Here is a 20,345-nt window from a genome sequence, read left to right on the forward strand (position 1 = left end):
GGGGCAGCATGAAAATGAGAATGGATATCATTACACAAATGCCGAAGCCGCTCAATCCGCGCGCGCATGGCGGGCGAGCGCGACAATTGGTCGATAGCCGGCGAAGCGTGCGAATTGCAGGGGAATCGCCGTCATTAGAAGAAAGATGGCGACGAAACCATCCCGAAAGTGCGAGACAGTCTTTCGCAAGAAACCGCGCGCTCAGCGGCGCAGCGGCGGCAGCGGGAAGCGCGGCGCGGCGTCGGTCGCTTCGGGCTCGGTACGATCGAGCGCGTAGAGCCACGCGAGCAGGTCCGCGACGGCCTGGTAGAGCTGCGGCGGAATCCGGTCGTCGAGGTCGACCTGCATCAGCAGCGACACCATCTCCGGTGCCGTATGCACGTACAGCCCTGCATCGCGCGCACGCGCGACGATCATCTCGGCGAGCAGGCCGTACCCTTTCGCGACCACGCGCGGCGCGCTGTCGCCGCCTTTCGGATCGTAGACGAGCGCGGCAGCACGCTTGCGGGACGTCATGCTCATCGCGGTGCCTCGTCATCGCCGCCCGGCATGCCACCGGCCGCGCTGCGCGCATATGCGGCGGCGGCCGCCTGCGCGACGAGCGGGTCGAGGCCGTCCGGCTCGTCGCCGACCGCGCGAATCGACAGTCCGCCCAGTGTCAGGCCCGAACCCTCGAACCGTTGCCGCAGCGCGGCCTCGCTGCGCATGAGCCGGTCGGCGCCGGCCGAATTCGCGCGCAGCCGCGCGACGAGCTGCGCGCCGTTCAGCACCAGTTCCGCGTCGACCGTGCCGAGCGACGGCAACGTCAGCGTGAGCCGCGTGCGCCATGCGATCCCGTCACCCGCGTCGTCGGCGCCGCGCGACGCGTGGCTGCCCGGATCGTCGGGCTCGATCGTCCAGTCGAGGCGCGCGCCGGGCCATGCCTCGCCCGTCCAGCGAAACTGGTCGGTCGCGAGCGCATCGAGCTGCTGCCGGACGATCGGCACCGCGGCCGGATGCACGGCCGTCGCTGCCTGCGTCTGCGGATCGGCCGACGCGGCGGCCAGCTCGGCGCGCGCGGGCGTCCAGCGCGTATCGGCGTGCTCGCCGAGCGGATCGGTCAGCGCGGCCATGCTCGACGCCGCGCCTGGCCGGGCCGCCGCCGGTGCGTTTTGCGCGAGCTCGTGCGGCGCCGCGCCACCCGGCGCGGGCGCACCTGGCGACATGGCGGCGCGCGGCGCGGCCGTCGGCAGCGGCAGCCGCGATGCGAGCAATTCGTCGAGCACGTCGGGCGCGTCGTGCTGCGCGGCATCCGCGGCAGGCTGCACCGGCACGGTCGCGAGGCGCGCCTGCGGCTCGCGCATCAGCGCGGCGAGCGGGCGCTGGCCGGCCAGCCACTGCGCGAGATGAGATTCGTAAAAGAGGCCGCTTTCGCTCACCGCCTGTGCGAGCGCCGCGCGCAGCGCCGCGATGGGCGGCAGGCCGGCTGCGTCGCGCACGGCCGACGCCGACGTTGACGTTGACGCTGCAGCGGAAGCAGAACCAGAAGCAGGTGCCGCGGATGCCGCGGAAGACGTCGGTTCGGTTGCCGGCTGCGCTTGCGAGGGCACGGCCGCCGCCGTACCCAGCAACACGGAAGGATCGGCGAGCAGCGGCGTGCGCCCGGCGATCACCGGCGTCGTGACACCGCCTGCGCGCGAGATCGCGTCGAGCACGAGCGCGACATCGGACAGCGCGGTCTGCGCGGACGCCGGCGGCGCGGCCGGCGCGGCACCGGTCGCGGGCGACGACGATGCACCGGTGCCCGGCGTGCCGACCTGCGCGGTCGCGCCGCCGCCGGCCGGCGCCGTCACGGTGCCGGTCAGCAGGCTGTCGAGGCGGCTCGCCAGCAGGGCGGCCGCAACGGAGTCGATACCGGTCATGATCGGAGCCTGCTCATCTCGGCCACATCGTTGCGAAGCCGGGCACGCGGCAGCCGCCGCCCGGCACACGGGCGCTCGCGGCCATCAGCCGCGCGCGCGGTACAGATCGGTCAATACCTGGGTCGAACGGCGCGCCTCGAACAGCGCGGACAGCCGCGCGACGTCGGGGCTCGCGAGATCGCGGATCGCGGCGTCATCGGCGAGGATGCGGCGAATCAGCGCGAGCTTGCGGCCGAGGTCCGATGCGTCGAGCGCAACGCCCGGATCGGCCGCCTTCAGCCCGTCGACGAGACGCAGGAATTCGGCCTGCAACTCCGGCAGCGCGCTCCAGTCGGCACCGCGCGCGGCGCACAGCATGCGCCCCGACACGGCCGCGAGCGCCTCGTAACACGCGAAGTATTCGGCCTTGCGATTCATCGCGTCGCGTCCGCCGCGTGTTGAGCGGCCATCCGCGCGACTTCGGGAGCGATGCCCGTCCACGCTTCCTCGAGCGTGGCGAGCAGTCCGTCGACCTCGACCAGCATCGCATCGCTCGCTTTCGCGTTGGCTTCGAGCAGGCGCCGGCCGATATACGCATACAGGGCGTCGAGGCGCCCGGCGATCTCGCCGCCCGCCTCGCGGTTCAGCGCGGCCTGCAGCCCGCTCTCGACGATCCCGATCGCCTTGCCGATCGCTTCGCCGCGCGCCGGCACGTTGCCCTGCTGCAAATGCATGCGTGCGAGCGCGATGGCCTGCCGCGCGCCCTGGTACAGCATCGCGATCAGCCGGTGCGGGGAGGCGCCCATCACCCCCGTCTCGACGCCGACACGCGCGTACGCACTGGCTCCAGCGTGTCCTGGGGAAAACATGCGCTTCTCCTTGTGATGCGTTGGCTATGCGGAAGCCGCCGCCGTGCTTCGCACGACGCGGCCTTGTTCCGGAGTTATCGGAAGGGAACGAGAAAGCTTTAGGCGCAACGGGTGCCGGCCCGGGCGCCAGGCCGCGCCCGCGGCAGCCGCTCCGTCAGACCGACATCTGCATGATGTCGTTGTAAGCGCTCACCAACTTGTTGCGGACCTGAAGCCCGAACTGGAAGCCGATGTTGGCCTTCTGCATGTCGACCATCACGTCGTTCAGCGACACGTTCGCCGCGCCGACCTCGAACGCCTTCGCCTCGCCGAGCGCGTGCTGCTGGTCGCCGCTGATCTTGTCGAGCGACGCCTTCATCGCGCTCGCGAACGTGCCGGCCGTCGCGGCGCCCGAGCCGGCGAGCGCCGCCGTCGGGCTCGCGACGCCGCCGTTCGCCTGCGCGGCCATCGCCTGCATCTGTTGCAACACCGAACCGATTCCGCTGACGTTGGCAGTCATGCTGTCCCCAGACATAAGAGAAGAGACCCGGATCCACCGGGCGGTTCCGCCGGCGCCGCACCACGCGCACCATGCCGGATCGTGAAAAAGGATAGCAGCGCGGCCCGCGCCAAAGCCGCGAAAGTACGGGGGAAATCCCGCTCTTTTCGGTCGATCGGAGTCGCGCCCGGATCCCGATAATCGCATCGTGTCATTGTCCGTCCGCTCGCCCGAGCGGCTCAGTCGTTCCGCTCCGGAGAAATTCCACGCATGGATTCGCAGGCCAACTCGCTGATCAACCCCGACGCCCGCGCGGCACTCGCCAGCCCGGCGCCAGGTGCCACCGCGGCCGCCGCGTTCCCGGGCGCGGGCGGCGCCGGCGCGGACTTCGGGTTCGGCGGCTTCGCGGAACGCATCCCCGGCATCTCGCGGATGAAGGGCAACCCGAAGCTGCCGTTCGTGATCGCCGTCGCATTCGCGATCGCCGCGATCACCGCGCTCGTGCTGTGGAGCCGCGCGCCCGACTATCGCGTGCTGTACAGCAACCTGTCGGACCGCGACGGCGGCGCGATCATCGCCGCGCTCCAGCAGGCAAACGTTCCCTACAAGTTCGCCGATGCCGGCGGCGCGATCCTCGTGCCGTCGAACCAGGTGCACGAAACGCGGCTGAAGCTCGCCGCGATGGGCCTGCCCAAGGGCGGCTCGGTCGGCTTCGAGCTGATGGACAACCAGAAATTCGGCATCAGCCAGTTCGCCGAGCAGGTGAATTACCAGCGCGCGCTCGAAGGCGAGCTGCAGCGCACGATCGAATCGATCAACGCGGTGCGCGGCGCGCGCGTGCATCTCGCGATCCCGAAGCCGTCCGTGTTCGTGCGCGACAAGGAGGCGCCGAGCGCGTCGGTGTTCGTCGACCTCTACCCGGGCCGCGTGCTCGACGAGGGCCAGGTACAGGCGATCACGCGGATGGTGTCGTCCGGCGTGCCCGACATGCCGGCCAAGAACGTGACGATCGTCGACCAGGACGGCAACCTGCTCACGCAGACCGCGTCGGCATCCGGGCTGGATGCGAGCCAGCTCAAGTACGTGCAGCAGGTCGAGCGCAACACGCAAAAGCGCATCGACGCGATCCTCGCGCCGATCTTCGGCACCGGCAACGCACGCTCGCAGGTCAGCGCGGACGTCGATTTCTCGAAGCTCGAGCAGACCTCCGAAAGCTACGGCCCGAACGGCACGCCGCAGCAGAGCGCGATCCGCAGCCAACAGACCAGCACCGCCACCGAACTCGCGCAGGGCGGCGCGTCGGGCGTGCCGGGCGCGCTGTCGAACACGCCGCCGCAGCCGGCGTCCGCGCCGATCGTCGCCGGCAACGGCCAGAACGGTCCGCAGGCGACACCCGTCAGCGACCGCAAGGACCAGACGACCAATTACGAGCTCGACAAGACGATCCGTCACGTCGAACAGCCGATGGGCAACGTGAAGCGGCTGTCGGTCGCCGTCGTCGTCAACTACCAGCCGATCGCGGACGCGAAGGGCCACGTGACGATGCAGCCGCTGCCGCCCGCGAAGCTCGCGCAGATCGAGCAGCTCGTGAAGGACGCGATGGGCTACGACGAGAAGCGCGGCGACTCGGTCAACGTCGTCAACAGCGCGTTCTCGACCGCCGCCGATCCGTACGCCGACCTGCCGTGGTGGCGCCAGCCGGACATGATCGCGATGGCGAAGGAAGCCGCGAAGTGGCTCGGCATCGCGGCGGCCGCGGCGGCGCTCTATTTCATGTTCGTGCGGCCGGCGATGCGCCGCGCGTTCCCGCCACCCGAGCCGGTCGCGCCGACGCTCGCGGCGCCGGAAGATGCCATCGCGCTCGACGGCCTGCCCGCGCCGGACAAGGCCGACGAGCCCGATCCGCTGCTGCTCGGCTTCGAGAACGAAAAGCACCGCTACGAACGCAACCTCGACTACGCGCGCACGATCGCCCGCCAGGATCCGAAGATCGTCGCAACCGTCGTGAAGAACTGGGTGTCCGATGAACGCTGAAGGCCTGACCAAGAGCGCGCTGCTGCTGATGTCGATCGGCGAGGAAGAGGCCGCTGAAGTATTCAAGTTCCTCGCACCGCGCGAGGTGCAGAAGATCGGCGCCGCGATGGCCGCGCTGAAGAACGTCACGCGCGAGCAGGTCGAGGACGTGCTGCAGGAATTCGCGCGGGAAGCGGAGCAGCACACCGCGCTGTCGCTCGATTCGAGCGATTACATCCGCTCGGTGCTGACCAAGGCGCTCGGCGAGGACAAGGCCGGCGTGCTGATCGACCGGATCCTGCAGGGCAGCGACACGAGCGGCATCGAGGGCCTGAAGTGGATGGACTCGGGCGCGGTCGCCGAACTGATCAAGAACGAGCATCCGCAGATCATCGCGACGATCCTCGTGCACCTCGACCGCGACCAGGCGTCCGAGATCGCATCGTGCTTCACCGAGCGGCTGCGCAACGACGTGCTGCTGCGGATCGCGACGCTCGACGGCATCCAGCCGGCCGCGCTGCGCGAGCTCGACGACGTGCTGACCGGCCTGCTGTCCGGCAGCGACAACCTGAAGCGCAGCCCGATGGGCGGCATCCGCACCGCGGCCGAGATCCTGAACTTCATGACGAGCAATCATGAAGAGGGCGTGCTCGAGAGCGTGCGCCAGTACGACGCCGACCTCGCGCAGAAGATCATCGACCAGATGTTCGTGTTCGAGAACCTGCTCGACCTCGAGGATCGCGCGATCCAGATGGTGCTGAAGGAAGTCGAGTCGGAAACGCTGATCATCGCGCTGAAGGGCGCGCCGCCCGCGCTGCGCCAGAAGTTCCTCGCGAACATGTCGCAACGCGCGGCCGAACTGCTCGCCGAGGATCTCGACGCGCGCGGCCCGGTGCGCGTGTCCGAAGTCGAGACGCAGCAGCGCCGCATCCTGCAGATCGTGCGCAACCTCGCCGAAAGCGGCCAGATCGTGATCGGCGGCAAGGCGGAAGACGCGTATGTCTGATTCCGTGCGCGACCGCGCCGGCACCCTCACCGCGTACCAGCGGTGGGAGATGGCGTCGTTCGATCCGCCCCCGCCTCCGCCGCCGCCCGACGATGCGGCAGCGGCCGCCGCCGCGCTCGCCGAGGAACTGCAGCGCGTGCGCGACGCCGCGCACGCCGAAGGCCACGCGGCCGGCCACGTCGAAGGCCAGGCGCTCGGCTACCAGGCCGGTTTCGACCAGGGCCGCGAGCAGGGTTTCGCGGCCGGCCAGGCCGAAGCACGCGAACAGGCCGCGCGGCTCGCCGCGCTCGCCGCGTCGTTCCGCGAAGCCGTGTCGAGCGCCGAGCACGATCTCGCGTCCGACCTCGCGCAGCTCGCGCTCGACATCGCGCAGCAGGTCGTGCGCCAGCACGTGAAGCACGATCCCGCCGCGCTCGTCGCGGCCGTGCGCGACGTGCTCGCCGCCGAGCCGGCGTTGTCCGGCGCACCGCATCTCGCGGTGAATCCGGCCGACCTGCCCGTCGTCGAAGCGTATCTGCAGGACGATCTCGATACGCTCGGCTGGAACGTGCGCACCGACGCGTCGATCGAGCGCGGCGGCTGCCGCGCGCACGCCGCGACCGGCGAAGTCGACGCGACGCTGCCGACCCGCTGGCAGCGCGTCGCCGCCGCGATCGGCAAGGTGGGCACATGGTGACGCCCACGCTCGAATCGGTGCTGCACGACGGGATGACGCCGCTCGAGCGCGAACTCGCGCTCGCGTCGTTCGGTGCCGAAGCGCCGCATGTCGCCGCGCACGACATACACGACATACACGGCACCCACGCGCAAGCTCATGCGGCCGATGCCGCCGATGCCGCGCCGCGCGCGCCGCACAATCCGCATCTCGCGCACTGGCGCACGCACCTGAACGGCCTCGCGACGCGCAGTCACCACGCGCTGCCGCTGCGCCCGTGCGGGCGTCTCACGCGCGCCGCGGGCCTCGTGCTCGAAGCGATCGGGCTGCGCCTGTCGGTCGGCGCCGAATGCACGATCGAACTGCCGCCCGGCAGCACGCTGCCGCACGCGCAAGCGGAAGTCGTCGGCTTCTCCGGCGATCGCCTGTTCCTGATGCCGACCACCGATGTCGCCGGCGTCTTGCCCGGCGCGCGCGTGTGGCCGCTGGAAGCCGCGCCCGTCGCCGATCCGCTCGCGGGCGCTAAGCGGCTGCCGGTCGGCTGGGAAATGCTCGGGCGCGTCGTCGACGCGTCGGGCCGCCCGCTCGACGGCCTCGGCCCGCTCGGCTCGAAGGTCGACGCACCGCTGTCGGCGCCGTCGATCAACCCGCTCGAGCGCGAGCCGATCCATCACGTGCTCGACGTCGGCGTGCGCGCGATCAACGGGCTGCTCACCGTCGGCCGCGGCCAGCGGATGGGCTTGTTCGCCGGCTCCGGCGTCGGCAAGTCGGTGCTGCTCGGCACGATGGCGCGCTACACCAGCGCGGAAGTGATCGTGATCGGGCTGATCGGCGAACGCGGCCGCGAAGTGAAGGAATTCATCGAACAGATCCTCGGCGAGGACGGCCTCGCGCGCTCGGTCGTCGTCGCGGCGCCGGCCGACGTGTCGCCGCTGCTGCGGATGCAGGGCGCCGCGTATGCGACGTCGCTCGCCGAGTATTTCCGCGACCAGGGCAAGCACGTGCTGCTGCTGATGGATTCGCTGACGCGCTACGCGATGGCGCAACGCGAGATCGCACTCGCGATCGGCGAGCCGCCCGCGACCAAGGGCTATCCGCCGTCGGTGTTCGCGAAGCTGCCCGCGCTCGTCGAGCGCACCGGCAACGGGCCGGAAGGCGGCGGGTCGATCACCGCGTTCTACACGGTGCTGACCGAAGGCGACGACCAGCAGGACCCGATCGCCGACTCGGCCCGCGCGATTCTCGACGGCCACATCGTGCTGTCGCGCGCGCTCGCCGAAGCCGGCCACTATCCGGCGATCGACATCGAGGCGTCGATCAGCCGCGCGATGACCGCGCTGATCGACGAGCCGCACCTCGATCGCGTGCGGCAATTCAAGCAGATGCTGTCGCGCTACCAGCGCAATCGCGACCTGATCGCGGTCGGCGCATACGCGCCCGGCCGCGACGCGCAGCTCGACCGCGCGATCGCGCTCTATCCGCGCATCGAATCGTTCCTGCAGCAGGGCTTTCGCGAATGCGCGCCGTTCGCGTCGAGCCTCGCCGCGCTCGATGCGCTGTTCGACGTATACGGAGGCTGATCCCGATGGCACACGGCTTTCCCCTGCAACTGCTGCTCGACCGCGCGCAGGAAGATCTCGACACCGCCGCGAAGCAGCTCGGCACCGCGCAGCGCGACCGCACCGCGGCCGCCGAGCAGCTCGATGCGCTGCTGCGCTACCGCGACGAATACCACGCGCGCTTCGCGCAGTCCGCGCAGAACGGGATGCCGGCCGGCAACTTGCGCAATTTCCAGGCGTTCATCGATACGCTCGACGCGGCGATCGCCCAGCAGCGCAACGTGCTGGTCGCGGCCGAAGTGCGTATCGACGAAGCCCGCCCGAACTGGCAGCAGAAGAAGCGCACCGTCGGCTCGTACGAAATCCTGCAGGCGCGCGGCGTCGCGCAGGAAACGCAGCGTGCCGCGAAGCGCGAACAACGCGATGCCGACGAACACGCCGCGAAGATCCTGCGCATGCGGGCCGATGCGGCCCGCTCGGCGTAACCGCTCACCGCTTTCGAACGAGAGAACCGTCATGCCTCCCCTGCCCCTGCTCGGCGCGCTGCTCGACACCGCCAGCACCGCACTCAAGGCCGTCCGCGACGCGAGTTCGTCGGCCGCGGCCAAGACCGCCGGCAACGATGCGGCGACCAGCCCGGCCGCCGTGCCGTTCGCGCAGACGCTGAAGCAAAGCGTCGTCACACGCCACGACGCGGCGAACGCCGGCCAGCCCGACGCCACGACGAAACCGGCGGCGTCGACGTCGGCCGCCGGCACCAAACCGTCCGGTAACGACGACGACGACCAGTCGACCGCCGATGTGAATGCGACACCCACCCCCGACGCCGCCGCGCTCGCCGCGGCCGCCGCCGTGCAGGCACAACTGCTGGCGCGCGCGAACGACGCGGCACCGGCCGATGCCGGCAGCGCCGCCACCGCCGCGCAAACGACGGCCGTGTCCGGCCAGCCCGACGCGACGGCTGCGCTGACGAATCAAACCGCGAAGGATGCGGCCGCCGAACCGGCCGTGCCTGCCGCGCCAGCGTCGAGCCGCGATGCGCTGCAGGCCGCGCTGACGAAGCTGACCGGCGGTTCGGGCGCGATCGCGATGCCCGCGACGGGCACCGCTGCGACAGCGGCGGCGCCCACGTCCACGACGTCCACGACGACGGCGTCCGCATCGACCGCCGCCGCACCGCTCACGCCGAAGGTCGCGACCTTCGACCGCACGCTCGCCGACGCGAAAGGCGCGCTCGCGACGCAGCAGACGCCCACGCAAGCGACCCTGCAGGCAAGCGCGACCGGCCAGCCTGCCGCACATGCCCTCGCGGCAGCCGAAGAAACCGCCAGTCCGGCCGCCGATGCCTCGGCCGCTGCCGCCACGGCCGCGGCAGCCGCCCAGGCGAGCGTCGCGACGTCGCCGGCCGCCAGCTCGATCGCCGCGGCCAACCCGCATGTGCTCGCGCCGCACGTCGGCACCGCCGACTGGACGGACGCGCTGAGCCAGAAGGTCGTGTTCCTGTCGAATGCGCACCAGCAGAGCGCCGAGCTGACGCTGAACCCGCCGGACCTCGGTCCGCTGCAGGTCGTGCTGCGCGTCGCGGACAACCACGCGCATGCGCTGTTCGTGTCGCAGCACGCGCAGGTGCGCGACGCGGTGGAAGCCGCGCTGCCGAAGCTGCGCGAAGCGATGGAAGCGGGCGGGCTCGGCCTGGGCAGCGCGACCGTCAGCGACGGCGGCTTCGCATCGCAGCAGCAGAACCCGCAACAGCGCTTCGCCGGCGGGCAGTCGTCGCCGCGCGCACGCGCCGGATCGTCAGCCGTCGATGCACCGGTCGACGCTGCGCAATCCGCAGCGGCCGGCGCGAGCGTGGGCCGCGCGGGCCTCGTGGATACGTTCGCCTGAGCATCGCGTCGGTCGTGTGCCGGTGCGCGCCGCTCAGCGGCCGTGCACCGCCGCGGCCGCCTCCCCGCGCGGCACGCCGCCCTGGCGCGCGGCGACGATGAAGTCCGCCGCCCGTTCGCCGATCATCACCGACGGCGCATTCGTATTCCCGCCGATCAGCGTCGGCATCACCGACGCATCCACCACCCGCAGTCCTTCGACCCCGCGCACGCGCAGTTGCGGATCCACGACCGCGCGCGGATCCGAGCCCATTCGGCAGGTGCCGACCGGGTGATAGATCGTGTCGGCGTGCGCGACGATCGTCGCGCGCAGCTCCGCTTCGCTCTGGCCGGCGCGCGTGTACAGCTCGCGGCCGCCCTGCGACGCGAGCGGTGCCTGCGACAGGATCCGGCGCATCGCCTGCGCCCCGCGCACCAGCAGGTCGAGATCGCGCGTATCGCTGAAGAAGCGCGGATCGATCAACGGCGCATCGCGCGCATCGCCGCTCGCGAGCGCGACCGTGCCGCGGCTGAACGGGCGCAGCGCGCACACGTGCAGCGAATAGCCGAAGCCCCAGTGCATCTTGCGGTTGTGATCGTCGACGAGCGCCGTGCAGAAATGCAGCTGCAGGTCCGGACGCTCGAGCGACGGGTCGCTCTTGATGAAGCCGCCGGCCTCCGCGACGTTGCTCGTCATCATCCCCGTGCGGCTCGAGAAATAGCGCGCGAGCGCCGGCGTCATCTTCGCGATTCCGCGCAGACAGATGCCGACCAGTTCCGACGAATTCACGCGCGTGTTGATGATGAAATCGATGTGGTCGATCAGGTTCGCGCCGACGTCCGGCGCGTCCTGCACGACGGCGATCCCGTGCCGGCGCAGCTGCTCCGCCGGGCCGATCCCCGAGCACATCAGCAGTTGCGGCGAATTGAACGCGCCGGCCGACAGGACCACTTCCGCGCGCGCGGCGAGCGTCTCGATGCGCCCGTCGCGCGACACCACGACGCCCACCGCGCGCTTGCCGTCGAAGCCCACGCGCAGCACCGTCGCATCGGTGATCACGTGCAGGTTCGGGCGGTTGCGGCCGTAGATGTACGCACGCGCGACGCTGCAGCGCGAGCCGTCGCGATGCGTGACCTGGTAGAAGCCCACGCCTTCCTGCGTCGCGCCGTTGAAGTCGTCGTTCAGCGGATAGCCGGCCGCATGCGCGGCCTGGATGAATCGTTCGGAGAACGGATTGCGAAAGCGCAGGTCGGACACCGTCAGCGGGCCGTCCGCGCCGTGCCACGCGTCGGCGCCGCGCTGGTTGCCTTCCGCGCGCCGGAAATACGGCAGCACGTCCTGCCAGCCCCAGCCCGTCGCGCCGAGTTGCGCCCACTCGTCGTAGTCGCCCGGATGGCCGCGCGTGTAGATCATCGCGTTGATCGCGCTCGAGCCACCCATCCCGCGCCCGCGCGGCTGGTAGCCGCGGCGGCCGCCGAGGCCCGGCTGCGGCACCGTCTCGTAACCGTAGTTCGTGCCGAGCTTGAACGGCACCAGCGCCGCGATCCCCACCGGCATGTTGACGAGCAGGTTGCGCTCCGTGTGCGAGCCGGCTTCGATCAGCGCGATCGTCGCGTCGGGGCATGCATCGGCGAGGCGGCTGGCGAGGCTCGACCCGCCCGATCCGCCGCCAACGATGATGTAGTCGTATTGCATGTCACGTCTCCTTCGTGTCATGAACGGCGCCCGGCGCGGCCGGCTCCCGCTTGTAATGTTCGGGCATTGTAGGAATGGCCGTCGCGCGCGCGGCACGCCGATTCAAGAGCGATTCCTCTAAACGCCCGCGTGAACTAAATTTAAGATGTATCGATGAATTCGACGCGATGCGGCGGCCACCCGAAGCCGCGCCGTCGCGAAACTGGGGAGACGACGATGCAGCGCGACGTTCTGCAGGCCGCGTGCCGACCGGGTAGTCCGGACGCACCGCACGCGGCCGGCATTTCATTTCAAACGGCAGCCCGTGCGGTGACGTGCAACGGCGTACGCGTGGCCGGTCGAAATCGAACGACACCCCGCATCGCCGACCGTTTGGACGGCGTGTCGCCTGTGCGGCACGCGCCGGTTGCATGCCTGTCGCCGCGGGTGTCGCGCTGCGTCGCTTCGATGCGTCGGCAAGCGTTCGCCGCGCGCGATCGCGCACCATTCAGCGGTCGCATCGAGCCGTACGCGCACCTCGTTTACCCCCGCCATGAAACGCGAACACCGTCGCGCGGATGCGACGTTTGCCGCACGCCGCGCCCTGTTTTTGACCGTACGTCGCATCCGGCCCCGCGCCGCGCGACGCGTGCCATCCCGATCCGCCCCGCCACGCTCGTCGAGCGGGTACGTGCGGCCTGACTGCTGGCCGACGTGCCACGCCCAACTGGAGGAGACGACATGAAGAACGACCTGCCCGAACTGGCCCCGCAAGCGCTACCGTCCGTCGACGCGCTGACGTCGCTGCTGCACGACCAGCGCGCCGCCTACCTGCGCGCGCCGTATCCGGAGTGGGAGACTCGCGCGCAGCATCTGCGCGCGCTGCGCACGCTGCTGATCGATCACGCGGATGCGCTCGCCGACGCAATCAGCGCCGACTTCGGGCATCGCGCGAAGCAGGAGGTGCTGCTGTCGGAAATCTGGATGGCGAAGGAAGAGATCGACGACGCGCTCAAGCACGGCAAGCGCTGGATGAAACCGCGCCGCAAGCCGATGAACAAGTGGCTGCGGCCGGCGCGCGCGAAGGTGCTGCCGCAGCCGCTCGGCGTGGTCGGCATCGTCGTGCCGTGGAACTATCCGATCCTGCTCGCGGCCGGCCCGCTGATCTGCGCGCTCGCGGCCGGCAACCGCGCGATCATCAAGATGTCCGAACTGACGCCGCGCACGTCGGCGTTGTTCGAACAGCTGATCGGCAAGACCTTCTCGCGCGACCACGTCGCGGTCGTGAACGGCGATGCGGAAGTAGGCGCCGCGTTCAGCGCGCTGCCGTTCGATCACCTGCTGTTCACCGGCTCGACGCACGTCGGCCGCCACGTGATGCGCGCCGCGGCCGACAACCTCACGCCCGTCACGCTCGAGCTCGGCGGCAAGTCGCCGGCGATCGTCGGCCCGAATGCGCGCTTCGATGCGGCCGTCGACGCGATCATCGGCGGCAAGACGCTGAACGCCGGCCAGACCTGCATCGCGCCCGACTACGTGCTGCTGCCGCGCGGGATGGAAGCCGCGTTCATCGAACGCGCGCGCGCGCGCTTCGCGAAGCTGTATCCGGACCTGTCGGCCAACGGCGACTACACGACGATCGTGTCGCCGCGCCATTACGCGCGGCTGCAACAACTGGCGAGCGACGCGCAGGCAGCCGGCGCGCAGCTGCATCCGTTGTCCGATGCGCAGTCCGATCCCGTGTCGCGCCGCTTCGTGCCGTGTGCGGTCACGCACGTGCCGGCTGCATCGCAATTGATGCAGGAGGAAATCTTCGGGCCGCTGCTGCCGCTCGTGCCGTACGAACGGCTCGACGAAGCGATCGCCTACGTGAATGCACGGCCGCGGCCGCTCGCGCTGTACCTGTTCGACGAGGATGCCGGCACGGTCGACCGCGTGATGCGCGAAACGATCTCGGGCGGCGTGACGGTCAATGACGCGCTGCTGCACATCGCGTGCGGCAGCCTGCCGTTCGGCGGCGTCGGTGCGAGCGGGATGGGCGCCTATCACGGCTACGACGGCTTCGTGACGTTCTCGAAGATGAAACCGGTGCTCACGCAGGCGCGCCTGAATACGCGCGGGCTGATCGCGCCGCCTTACGGCAAGCGCTTCGCCGCGGTGATCAAGATGATGTTGAAGTTCTGAGCGAGGCGGGCCGCGTGCAATGCACGGCGGCCCGTCGACGCTGCCGCCACCGCGCGACAACGGCGCCGCGCGCGTCATCGCGCATCATCGCACCTCACACGGGCCAGAGCGGCCCTTCCTGCATCGCGGCGATCTGCTCGCGCAGTTCGAGCACGCGGGCTTCCCAGTAGCGATGCGTGTTGAACCACGGGAACGCGGCCGGAAACGCGGGATCGTCCCAGCGGCGCGCGAGCCACGCCGCATAGTGAATCAAGCGCAGCGTGCGCAGCGCTTCGACCAGATGCAGCTCGCGCGGCTCGAATTCGCAGAAGTCCTCATAACCGGCAAGCAGGTCCGCGAGCGCGCGCGACGCGCCTTCGCGGTCGCCCGGCAGCAGCAGCCACAAGTCCTGAACGGCGGGCGCCATCCGGCTGTCGTCGAAGTCGACGAAGTGCGGTCCCGCATCGGTCCACAGCACGTTGCTCGGGTGGCAGTCGCCGTGCGTGCGCAGCAGGCGGATTTCCCCCGCCCGCTCGAATGCGGCCTCGACGCCTTCGAGCGCGAGCGCGACCGCCGTCTCGTAGGCGGGCCGGACATCGTTGGGCAGGAAATCGTGCGCGAGCAGGTAGTCGCGCGGCTCGTAGCCGAACGTGCGGATGTCGAGCACCGGCCGCGACGCGTACGGCTGCGTCGCACCGACCGCATGAATACGACCGATGAAGCGGCCGAGCCATTCGAGCGTGTCGCTGCGGTCGAGATCGGGCGCGCGGCCGCCGCGCCGCTCGAAGATCGAGAAGCGAAAGCCGTCGAACGCGTGCAGCGTGCGGCCGTCGAACATACGTGCGGGCACCGCCGGAATTTCGCGCGCGGCGAGTTCGGCGACGAACGCGTGTTCTTCGAGGATCGCATCGTCCGACCAGCGCTCGGGCCGATAGAACTTGGCGACGACGGGCGGGCCGTCTTCGATGCCGACCTGGTAGACGCGGTTTTCGTAGCTGTTGAGGGCGAGCAGGCGCCCGTCGGTGCGCAGCCCGGCCGGCATCAGCACGCTGTCGAGCGCGTCGAGCACGCACTCGGGCGTGAGGCCGGCAAACGGCGGGCCGGCGGGAACTGCGGGAGCGGAAGTGACGTCTTTCATGCCCCGCATTGTGCCGTCAGCCGCGCCGAAACACGAGCGCTCGGTGCGCCACGCGGGCTCAGTGGATCGCGGCGCCGGCCGGCAGCACGGATTCGCCGGTGTCGATCAGATCCTCGAGAAAGAACGGCTCGGTGTTGAGTTCCTTCGACTCGCCCGGCACGCCCGCGTACCAGGTCACCATGGCCATGTCGCCCAGAAGGCGCTGGACGATGCCGCGCGCGCCCTTGGGCACCGCGATATGGGTAGTGCAGACAATCGACCCGACATGCATGATGGTTCCCCACTCTGAAACTTGAAACCCGGCCCGCTGGCGAGCCGGCAAATGCACGATCCGCGCGCCCTCGCCGGGGTGTTGCGCGTGATCCCATTGTTCACGGTTTATCGAAGCGCGAAAAGAAGAAGAAGCGGGTGAAGTGCCGCGAATTCGTCGAATGTCTCCAATCAACCACTGCGCCGCGCGTGCGCTTGCACGGGCGGATACCCCCATCATACCCTGTCGAATGTGACTGTCCGCCGAATCCGGCCAGCCATGCGATACGTACGAGAATTGCGCAATGCGCGGGTCGTCTGGCCTTTGTCCCGGCAGTCAGGAGAATTCGCGTGAAAGCACCCAACGGCACCACGCCCGCGGCCGCGCGCGGCGCCGCGTGACGACGTCGCGGCGCGCGGCGGCGTCCTGCCGCCGACAGTTGCGCTCGACAGCAGCCTTGCGGTACCTTTGACGCTCATCCGCGTTCAAGCGCATTCCGACACGATGCATCCGCTCACGTCCGCTCTCGCAAAATCCCGGCCGCAGTTCGACTCGCGGCCGCGGGCGTGCGCGCATCCGTCGGTCCTCCCTCCTCCTGTCGCACCGCCGGTCGTCCGCGCCGCGCCGCCCCCGCCGGCGGCACGCGTCGGCTGATCAGCCGGCTTCGCTTTCCGTTTTCCATTCGCTCGTGTGCGGCCGTGTTCGCGGCCGTTCGTGCGTGCTCACGCACGGCGCGTTACCGCGCCCGCGACATGGAACGTTTCGATCCGTTCGACAGGTGGATTCACATGGTTTCGTTCAAACGCGCGCTCGCCGCGCATGGCATCACGTCGCTCTTCGTCCTGCTGTGGAGCAGCGGCGCGATCTTCGCTGAACTCGGTCTGCGTCACGCGTCCGCGTTCGTCTTTCTCACCGCACGCTTCGCACTCGCATCCGTCGTGCTGCTCGCGTTCGCCGCGCTGCGCGGCCGCTGGCTGCCGCCACGCGGCGAGCGGCGCATGGCCGCGCTGATCGGGCTGCTGATGATGGGCGGCTACTCGATCTTCTACCTGCTCGCGCTCGACCGTGGCATCGCGCCGGGCGTGCTCGCGACGATCCTCGGCGTGCAGCCGATCCTCACGCTCGCGATCGTCGAGCGGCGCTGGCAGCCAATGCGCGTCGCGGGCCTCGGGCTGTCGCTGGCCGGCCTCGCGCTGGTCGTGTGCCGCGGCGTGGGCGGTGCCGGCTTGCCGATCATGGGTGTCGCCTGCGCGCTCACGGCGCTCGTCGCGCTGACGGTCGGCTCGCTGCTGCAAAAGCGCGTGCGCTCGTCCCCGGCCGATGTGCTGCCGCTGCAGAACGCGATCGGCCTCGCGTTGTGCGTCGCGATCCTGCCGTTCCGGCCGATCTCGCTCGATGCGAGCTGGGCGTTCGTCGTGCCGCTGCTGTGGCTCGGCATCGTGATCTCCGTGATCGCGCAGTTGCTGTTCTACCGATTGATGCAGCGCGGCGATCTCGTCAACGTGACGAGCCTGTTCTATCTTGTGCCCGTCGTCACCACGCTGATGGACGCCGTCTGGCTCGGCAACCGGCCCGAACCGCTCGCGCTCGCCGGCATGGCGGCGATCGTCGCGGGGCTCGCGCTCGTGTTCCGCGCGCCGGCCCTGCGCGCACGACCCAATCGCGCATAAGGGGACGGGCCGCCGCATCCACGGGCGCGGCGGCCCATATCGAACACGTACGACGATTCCGCGCGAAACGAAAGGAACGGGAAAGATTTGCGCAAGGCATTCGTCTTGTTCGCGTGAAAAAACGCGGGATTCGCCCGGTTATCCGCATACTTTTAATGGTTCGGATAGCGAAAAACGCCGTGAGCTTGCCTATACTCGAATTGCCCGCCCGCCCGCAATCGGGTCGGCAACAAACGAGAAATACCCGGCATGGGGCTGGAGAATGCGCATGCGCCGTCTCCGGCCGACTACGGAGACACGCATGACGACCTACTTCACGATCGGCGACTTCATCCTGTTGATCCCGATGGCGCTGGCCGGCGCGCTATTCCTCGGCGCGGTGCCGTGCGCCACCGAATTCCGCCACAACCTGCTGCGCGTGCTCGGCGTGATCCTCGGCGTCGGCGTCGCGGTATTGCTCGTCGAAGGCCTGCCTGCGCTGCTCTAGCCGCGCGTGTTGCGCGCGCCGGTCACATCGCTGCACCGCAGCGACGTGACGACGTGCGTGCGCCCTCGCCGATACGGCATACGATGGTTCGCATCCCGTATCGACTGCCCGCACCGCCGGTGCTGCCGATCAGATCGCCTGATCGGTGGACGGCTTTTCCCACAGATTGACGCCGCCTTCGGTCGCGTAGCGATCGATCTCAGCGAGTTCGTCCGCCGAGAATTCGAGGTTCTTCAGCGCGCCGACGTTTTCACGCACCTGCTCGGCACGGCTCGCGCCGATCAGCGCGGACGTCACGCGCCCGTTGCGCAGCACCCACGCGAGCGCCATTTGCGCGAGGCTCTGCCCGCGCCGCTCGGCGATGCCGTTGAGCTTGCGCACGTGCTCGAGGTTGTCCGCACTCAGGTGATCCTGCTTCAGCGAACCGCCGCCCGGCTTGTTCACGCGCGCATCGGCCGGCACGCCGTTCAGGTATTTCGACGTCAGCAGGCCCTGTGCGAGCGGCGTGAACGCGATGCTGCCCGTGCCGATCTCGTCGAGCGTGCCGAGCAGATCTTCCTCGATCCAGCGGTTCAGCATGTTGTACGACGGCTGATGGATCAGCAGCGGCACCTTGTATTGCGCGAGCAGTTCGGCCATCTCGCGCGTCTTCGCGGCCGAGTACGACGAGATGCCGATGTACAGCGCCTTGCCCTGCTGCACCGCCGACGCAAGCGCACCGGCAGTTTCCTCGAGCGGCGTGTGTGCGTCGAAGCGGTGCGAATAGAAGATGTCGACGTAGTCGAGTCCCATCCGCTGCAGGCTCTGGTCGAGGCTCGCAAGCACGTACTTGCGCGACCCGCCACCGCTGCCGTACGGCCCCGGCCACATGTCCCAGCCGGCCTTCGTCGAGATCAGCAGCTCGTCGCGGTACGGCCGGAAATCTTCCTTCAGCAGCCGGCCGAAGTTGGTTTCGGCGCTGCCGTACGGCGGCCCGTAGTTGTTCGCGAGATCGAAGTGATTGATGCCCAGGTCGAACGCGGTACGCAGGATGTCGCGCTGCGTCGCGATCGGCGTCGAGTCGCCGAAGTTGTGCCACAGGCCAAGCGACAGGGCGGGCAGTTTGAGCCCGGATTTGCCGCAGGTGCGATATTGCATGTCGGCATAACGTTCGGAAGCTGCTTCGTAGGCCATGGATCGGTTCCGTCAGGAAGTCGGGGAAGGGACGCGCGCCGCACGCGAACAGTGCGCGCGAGCGGCGCAGGAAACACACGACGGCTATGGTAACGAACACCGCGCAAGCGCGCACGGCCATGGACTCGGCCGCGCGGGTCGCCTACACTGCGGCGTCTCGAATCACCGTTACAGCGAGGTTGGTATGTCCCGGGTCATCTCGGTTGCACTGCTCGTCGGCGGCATCGTGCTGCTGTACTTCGGCGGCCAGTCGTTCCATTCGATCAATGACAACGTGTCGCGCTTCTTCACCGGCTCGCCCGCTACCAAGACGATCCTCTTGATCGCCGGCGGCGCCGTCGCGATGCTGATCGGCCTGATCGGCCTCTCGATGCCGGCCCGCAAGCGCTGAGCGCGCAGCGACGCGACACGCGGCGACCCGTATCGTGCGATCGGGCCGCACCAAACGCAACGGGCGGCCCTGGCCGCCCGTTGCTTCATCCTTCATCCGCCCGCGCGACCGCGATGCCGCATCGAACGACCGATGCGGCTGCGTCGCCGCCCGAACCGCTGCTAGAACTGCACTTCCGGCTTCGTGGCCGAGCGCGTGCCCGGCAGCGGCCGGTTGCTCACGCCGTGATACGTGTAGACGAGCGAGAACTTCACGTCGTCGGAACGGTTCTGCCCCGCCGAATGCAGCGTGTTGCAGTGGAAGAACACGACGTCGCCCGTCTGCAGCGGCGGGCAGGTTGCCGCGTCGATCATCTTGCGGTTCTCCGGCAGGTCGCTGCGGAAGAATTTCGCGTCGTCGAACGCTTCCGGCCCGAATTCGGCCGTGTGCGAACCCGGCACCAGCCACAGCGCGCCGTTTTCGTTCGTTTCCGGGCCGAGCGCGAGCCACACCGACACCATGTCCGCGCGCTCGAACGACCAGTAGCGGAAGTCGCGATGCCAGCCCGTCAGGCTGCCGTACGCGGGGTGCTTCGTCATCATGCAGTTGTGATGCACGCGCGACAGCACCGGCTGCTCGCCGAAATACTCACGCAGCCACGCGCCGATTTCGGGCGCGATCGCGCGCGAGGCGAATGCCGGATCGCGTGCGTAGGCGTCCAGCAGCCGCCGCACCGTATGCCCGCCCGGCGCGTGCTTCGACTCGGGTGCGCCCGGGTAGCGCAGGTCCGCCTCGAACTCGATCGGTGCCGCCGCTTCCTGCAGCTGGCGCTCCGCGATGCGCTTGAGTTCCGCGCATTGCGCTTCGCTCACGAGGCCGCGCGCGACGACGAAGCCGCGTTCGCGCAATTCCGCGACTTGCGCGCGGATCGATTCCGACTGCAATGGAGACGACATGGGATGCCAGACGTTTATTGTGTGAATGTGACGATTGTAAATCGGCGCCGGATGCCGCGAACAGCACCATTGTCGTGCGCAGGGCCATGCCAATCCGCAATTTGATCCGGCGCAAGGGAACTGTGCGGCGCGGCGCGA

20 protein-coding genes are annotated in these 20,345 nt (G+C 69.4%); 10 read left to right on the forward strand and 10 right to left on the reverse strand.

Annotated features, from left to right (window positions below; genetic code table 11):
* Positions 1 to 201: 201 nt before the first annotated feature.
* The 5 genes from C7H84_RS24645 to fliE form a co-directional block, all read right to left on the reverse strand.
* Entirely contained in the window at positions 202 to 522 is a 321-nt protein-coding gene (locus C7H84_RS24645; RefSeq protein WP_121861210.1) for an EscU/YscU/HrcU family type III secretion system export apparatus switch protein, read from the reverse strand.
* Positions 519 to 1,901 carry a flagellar hook-length control protein FliK gene (locus C7H84_RS24650; protein WP_121861211.1) on the reverse strand — a complete coding sequence of 461 codons (1,383 nt, stop codon included), beginning with the start codon at positions 1,899 to 1,901 and terminating at the stop codon, positions 519 to 521. The genes C7H84_RS24645 and C7H84_RS24650 overlap by 4 nt, the downstream gene beginning before the upstream one ends.
* 84 nt (positions 1,902 to 1,985) lie before the next feature.
* Complete coding sequence (locus tag C7H84_RS24655) at positions 1,986 to 2,318, reverse strand: flagellar protein FliT (RefSeq protein WP_121861212.1); 333 nt, start codon at positions 2,316 to 2,318, stop codon at positions 1,986 to 1,988.
* Positions 2,315 to 2,749: a flagellar export chaperone FliS gene (gene fliS, locus C7H84_RS24660; RefSeq protein WP_121861213.1), complete on the reverse strand. Its 435-nt coding sequence runs from the start codon at positions 2,747 to 2,749 to the stop codon at positions 2,315 to 2,317. Before fliS ends, C7H84_RS24655 begins: the two co-directional genes overlap by 4 nt.
* Before the next feature lie 154 nt (positions 2,750 to 2,903).
* Positions 2,904 to 3,248, reverse strand: a complete 345-nt coding sequence (fliE, locus tag C7H84_RS24665; RefSeq protein WP_121861214.1) for a flagellar hook-basal body complex protein FliE — start codon at positions 3,246 to 3,248, stop codon at positions 2,904 to 2,906.
* 249 nt (positions 3,249 to 3,497) lie between these two features.
* Between fliE and fliF the strand changes: the two genes are divergently transcribed.
* Genes fliF through C7H84_RS24695 form a run of 6 tightly spaced genes read left to right on the forward strand, consistent with a single transcriptional unit; the run spans position 3,498 to position 10,347 of the window.
* On the forward strand, positions 3,498 to 5,261 hold the full coding sequence (fliF, locus tag C7H84_RS24670) for a flagellar basal-body MS-ring/collar protein FliF (protein WP_121861215.1): 1,764 nt from the start codon (positions 3,498 to 3,500) through the stop codon (positions 5,259 to 5,261).
* A complete protein-coding gene (gene fliG / locus C7H84_RS24675; protein ID WP_121861216.1) occupies positions 5,251 to 6,246 on the forward strand; it encodes a flagellar motor switch protein FliG in 996 nt (331 codons plus the stop codon). Before fliF ends, fliG begins: the two co-directional genes overlap by 11 nt.
* Entirely contained in the window at positions 6,239 to 6,922 is a 684-nt protein-coding gene (gene fliH / locus C7H84_RS24680) for a flagellar assembly protein FliH (RefSeq protein ID WP_121861217.1), read from the forward strand. The genes fliG and fliH overlap by 8 nt, the downstream gene beginning before the upstream one ends.
* Positions 6,916 to 8,481: a flagellar protein export ATPase FliI gene (fliI, locus tag C7H84_RS24685; RefSeq protein ID WP_121861218.1), complete on the forward strand. Its 1,566-nt coding sequence runs from the start codon at positions 6,916 to 6,918 to the stop codon at positions 8,479 to 8,481. Before fliH ends, fliI begins: the two co-directional genes overlap by 7 nt.
* 5 nt (positions 8,482 to 8,486) lie before the next feature.
* Complete coding sequence (gene fliJ / locus C7H84_RS24690; protein ID WP_121861219.1) at positions 8,487 to 8,945, forward strand: flagellar export protein FliJ; 459 nt, start codon at positions 8,487 to 8,489, stop codon at positions 8,943 to 8,945.
* Positions 8,946 to 8,976: 31 nt separating this feature from the next.
* Positions 8,977 to 10,347, forward strand: coding sequence for a flagellar hook-length control protein FliK (locus tag C7H84_RS24695; protein WP_121861220.1), 1,371 nt, complete (start codon positions 8,977 to 8,979; stop codon positions 10,345 to 10,347).
* A gap of 33 nt (positions 10,348 to 10,380) precedes the next feature.
* Here C7H84_RS24695 and C7H84_RS24700 read toward each other — a convergent pair whose 3' ends face one another.
* Entirely contained in the window at positions 10,381 to 12,021 is a 1,641-nt protein-coding gene (locus C7H84_RS24700; RefSeq protein WP_121861221.1) for a GMC family oxidoreductase N-terminal domain-containing protein, read from the reverse strand.
* Positions 12,022 to 12,741: 720 nt separating this feature from the next.
* On the opposite strand from C7H84_RS24700, the gene C7H84_RS24710 reads away from it, so the two are divergent.
* Positions 12,742 to 14,184: a coniferyl aldehyde dehydrogenase gene (locus C7H84_RS24710; protein ID WP_121861222.1), complete on the forward strand. Its 1,443-nt coding sequence runs from the start codon at positions 12,742 to 12,744 to the stop codon at positions 14,182 to 14,184.
* A 94-nt stretch (positions 14,185 to 14,278) separates the two neighbouring features.
* Here C7H84_RS24710 and C7H84_RS24715 read toward each other — a convergent pair whose 3' ends face one another.
* Positions 14,279 to 15,310, reverse strand: a complete 1,032-nt coding sequence (locus tag C7H84_RS24715; protein WP_121861223.1) for a serine/threonine protein kinase — start codon at positions 15,308 to 15,310, stop codon at positions 14,279 to 14,281.
* Between the two features lie 49 nt (positions 15,311 to 15,359).
* Entirely contained in the window at positions 15,360 to 15,572 is a 213-nt protein-coding gene (locus C7H84_RS24720; protein WP_006753011.1) for a hypothetical protein, read from the reverse strand.
* A 767-nt stretch (positions 15,573 to 16,339) separates the two neighbouring features.
* Between C7H84_RS24720 and C7H84_RS24735 the strand changes: the two genes are divergently transcribed.
* Positions 16,340 to 17,221, forward strand: coding sequence for a DMT family transporter (locus C7H84_RS24735; RefSeq protein WP_121861347.1), 882 nt, complete (start codon positions 16,340 to 16,342; stop codon positions 17,219 to 17,221).
* Positions 17,222 to 17,522: 301 nt separating this feature from the next.
* Positions 17,523 to 17,708 (forward strand): hypothetical protein, encoded by a 186-nt coding sequence (locus C7H84_RS24740; RefSeq protein ID WP_014895742.1) that lies wholly within the window; start codon positions 17,523 to 17,525, stop codon positions 17,706 to 17,708.
* Positions 17,709 to 17,837: 129 nt separating this feature from the next.
* Here C7H84_RS24740 and mgrA read toward each other — a convergent pair whose 3' ends face one another.
* Positions 17,838 to 18,881: an L-glyceraldehyde 3-phosphate reductase gene (mgrA, locus tag C7H84_RS24745; protein ID WP_121861226.1), complete on the reverse strand. Its 1,044-nt coding sequence runs from the start codon at positions 18,879 to 18,881 to the stop codon at positions 17,838 to 17,840.
* Positions 18,882 to 19,065: 184 nt separating this feature from the next.
* On the opposite strand from mgrA, the gene C7H84_RS24750 reads away from it, so the two are divergent.
* Entirely contained in the window at positions 19,066 to 19,272 is a 207-nt protein-coding gene (locus C7H84_RS24750) for a DUF3185 family protein (RefSeq protein WP_121861227.1), read from the forward strand.
* Positions 19,273 to 19,433: 161 nt separating this feature from the next.
* Here C7H84_RS24750 and C7H84_RS24755 read toward each other — a convergent pair whose 3' ends face one another.
* Positions 19,434 to 20,207 (reverse strand): phytanoyl-CoA dioxygenase family protein, encoded by a 774-nt coding sequence (locus tag C7H84_RS24755; protein ID WP_121861228.1) that lies wholly within the window; start codon positions 20,205 to 20,207, stop codon positions 19,434 to 19,436.
* Between the last annotated feature and the right edge of the window lie 138 nt (positions 20,208 to 20,345).

Source organism: Burkholderia sp. Nafp2/4-1b, assembly GCF_003635165.1.
Lineage (GTDB): Bacteria > Pseudomonadota > Gammaproteobacteria > Burkholderiales > Burkholderiaceae > Burkholderia.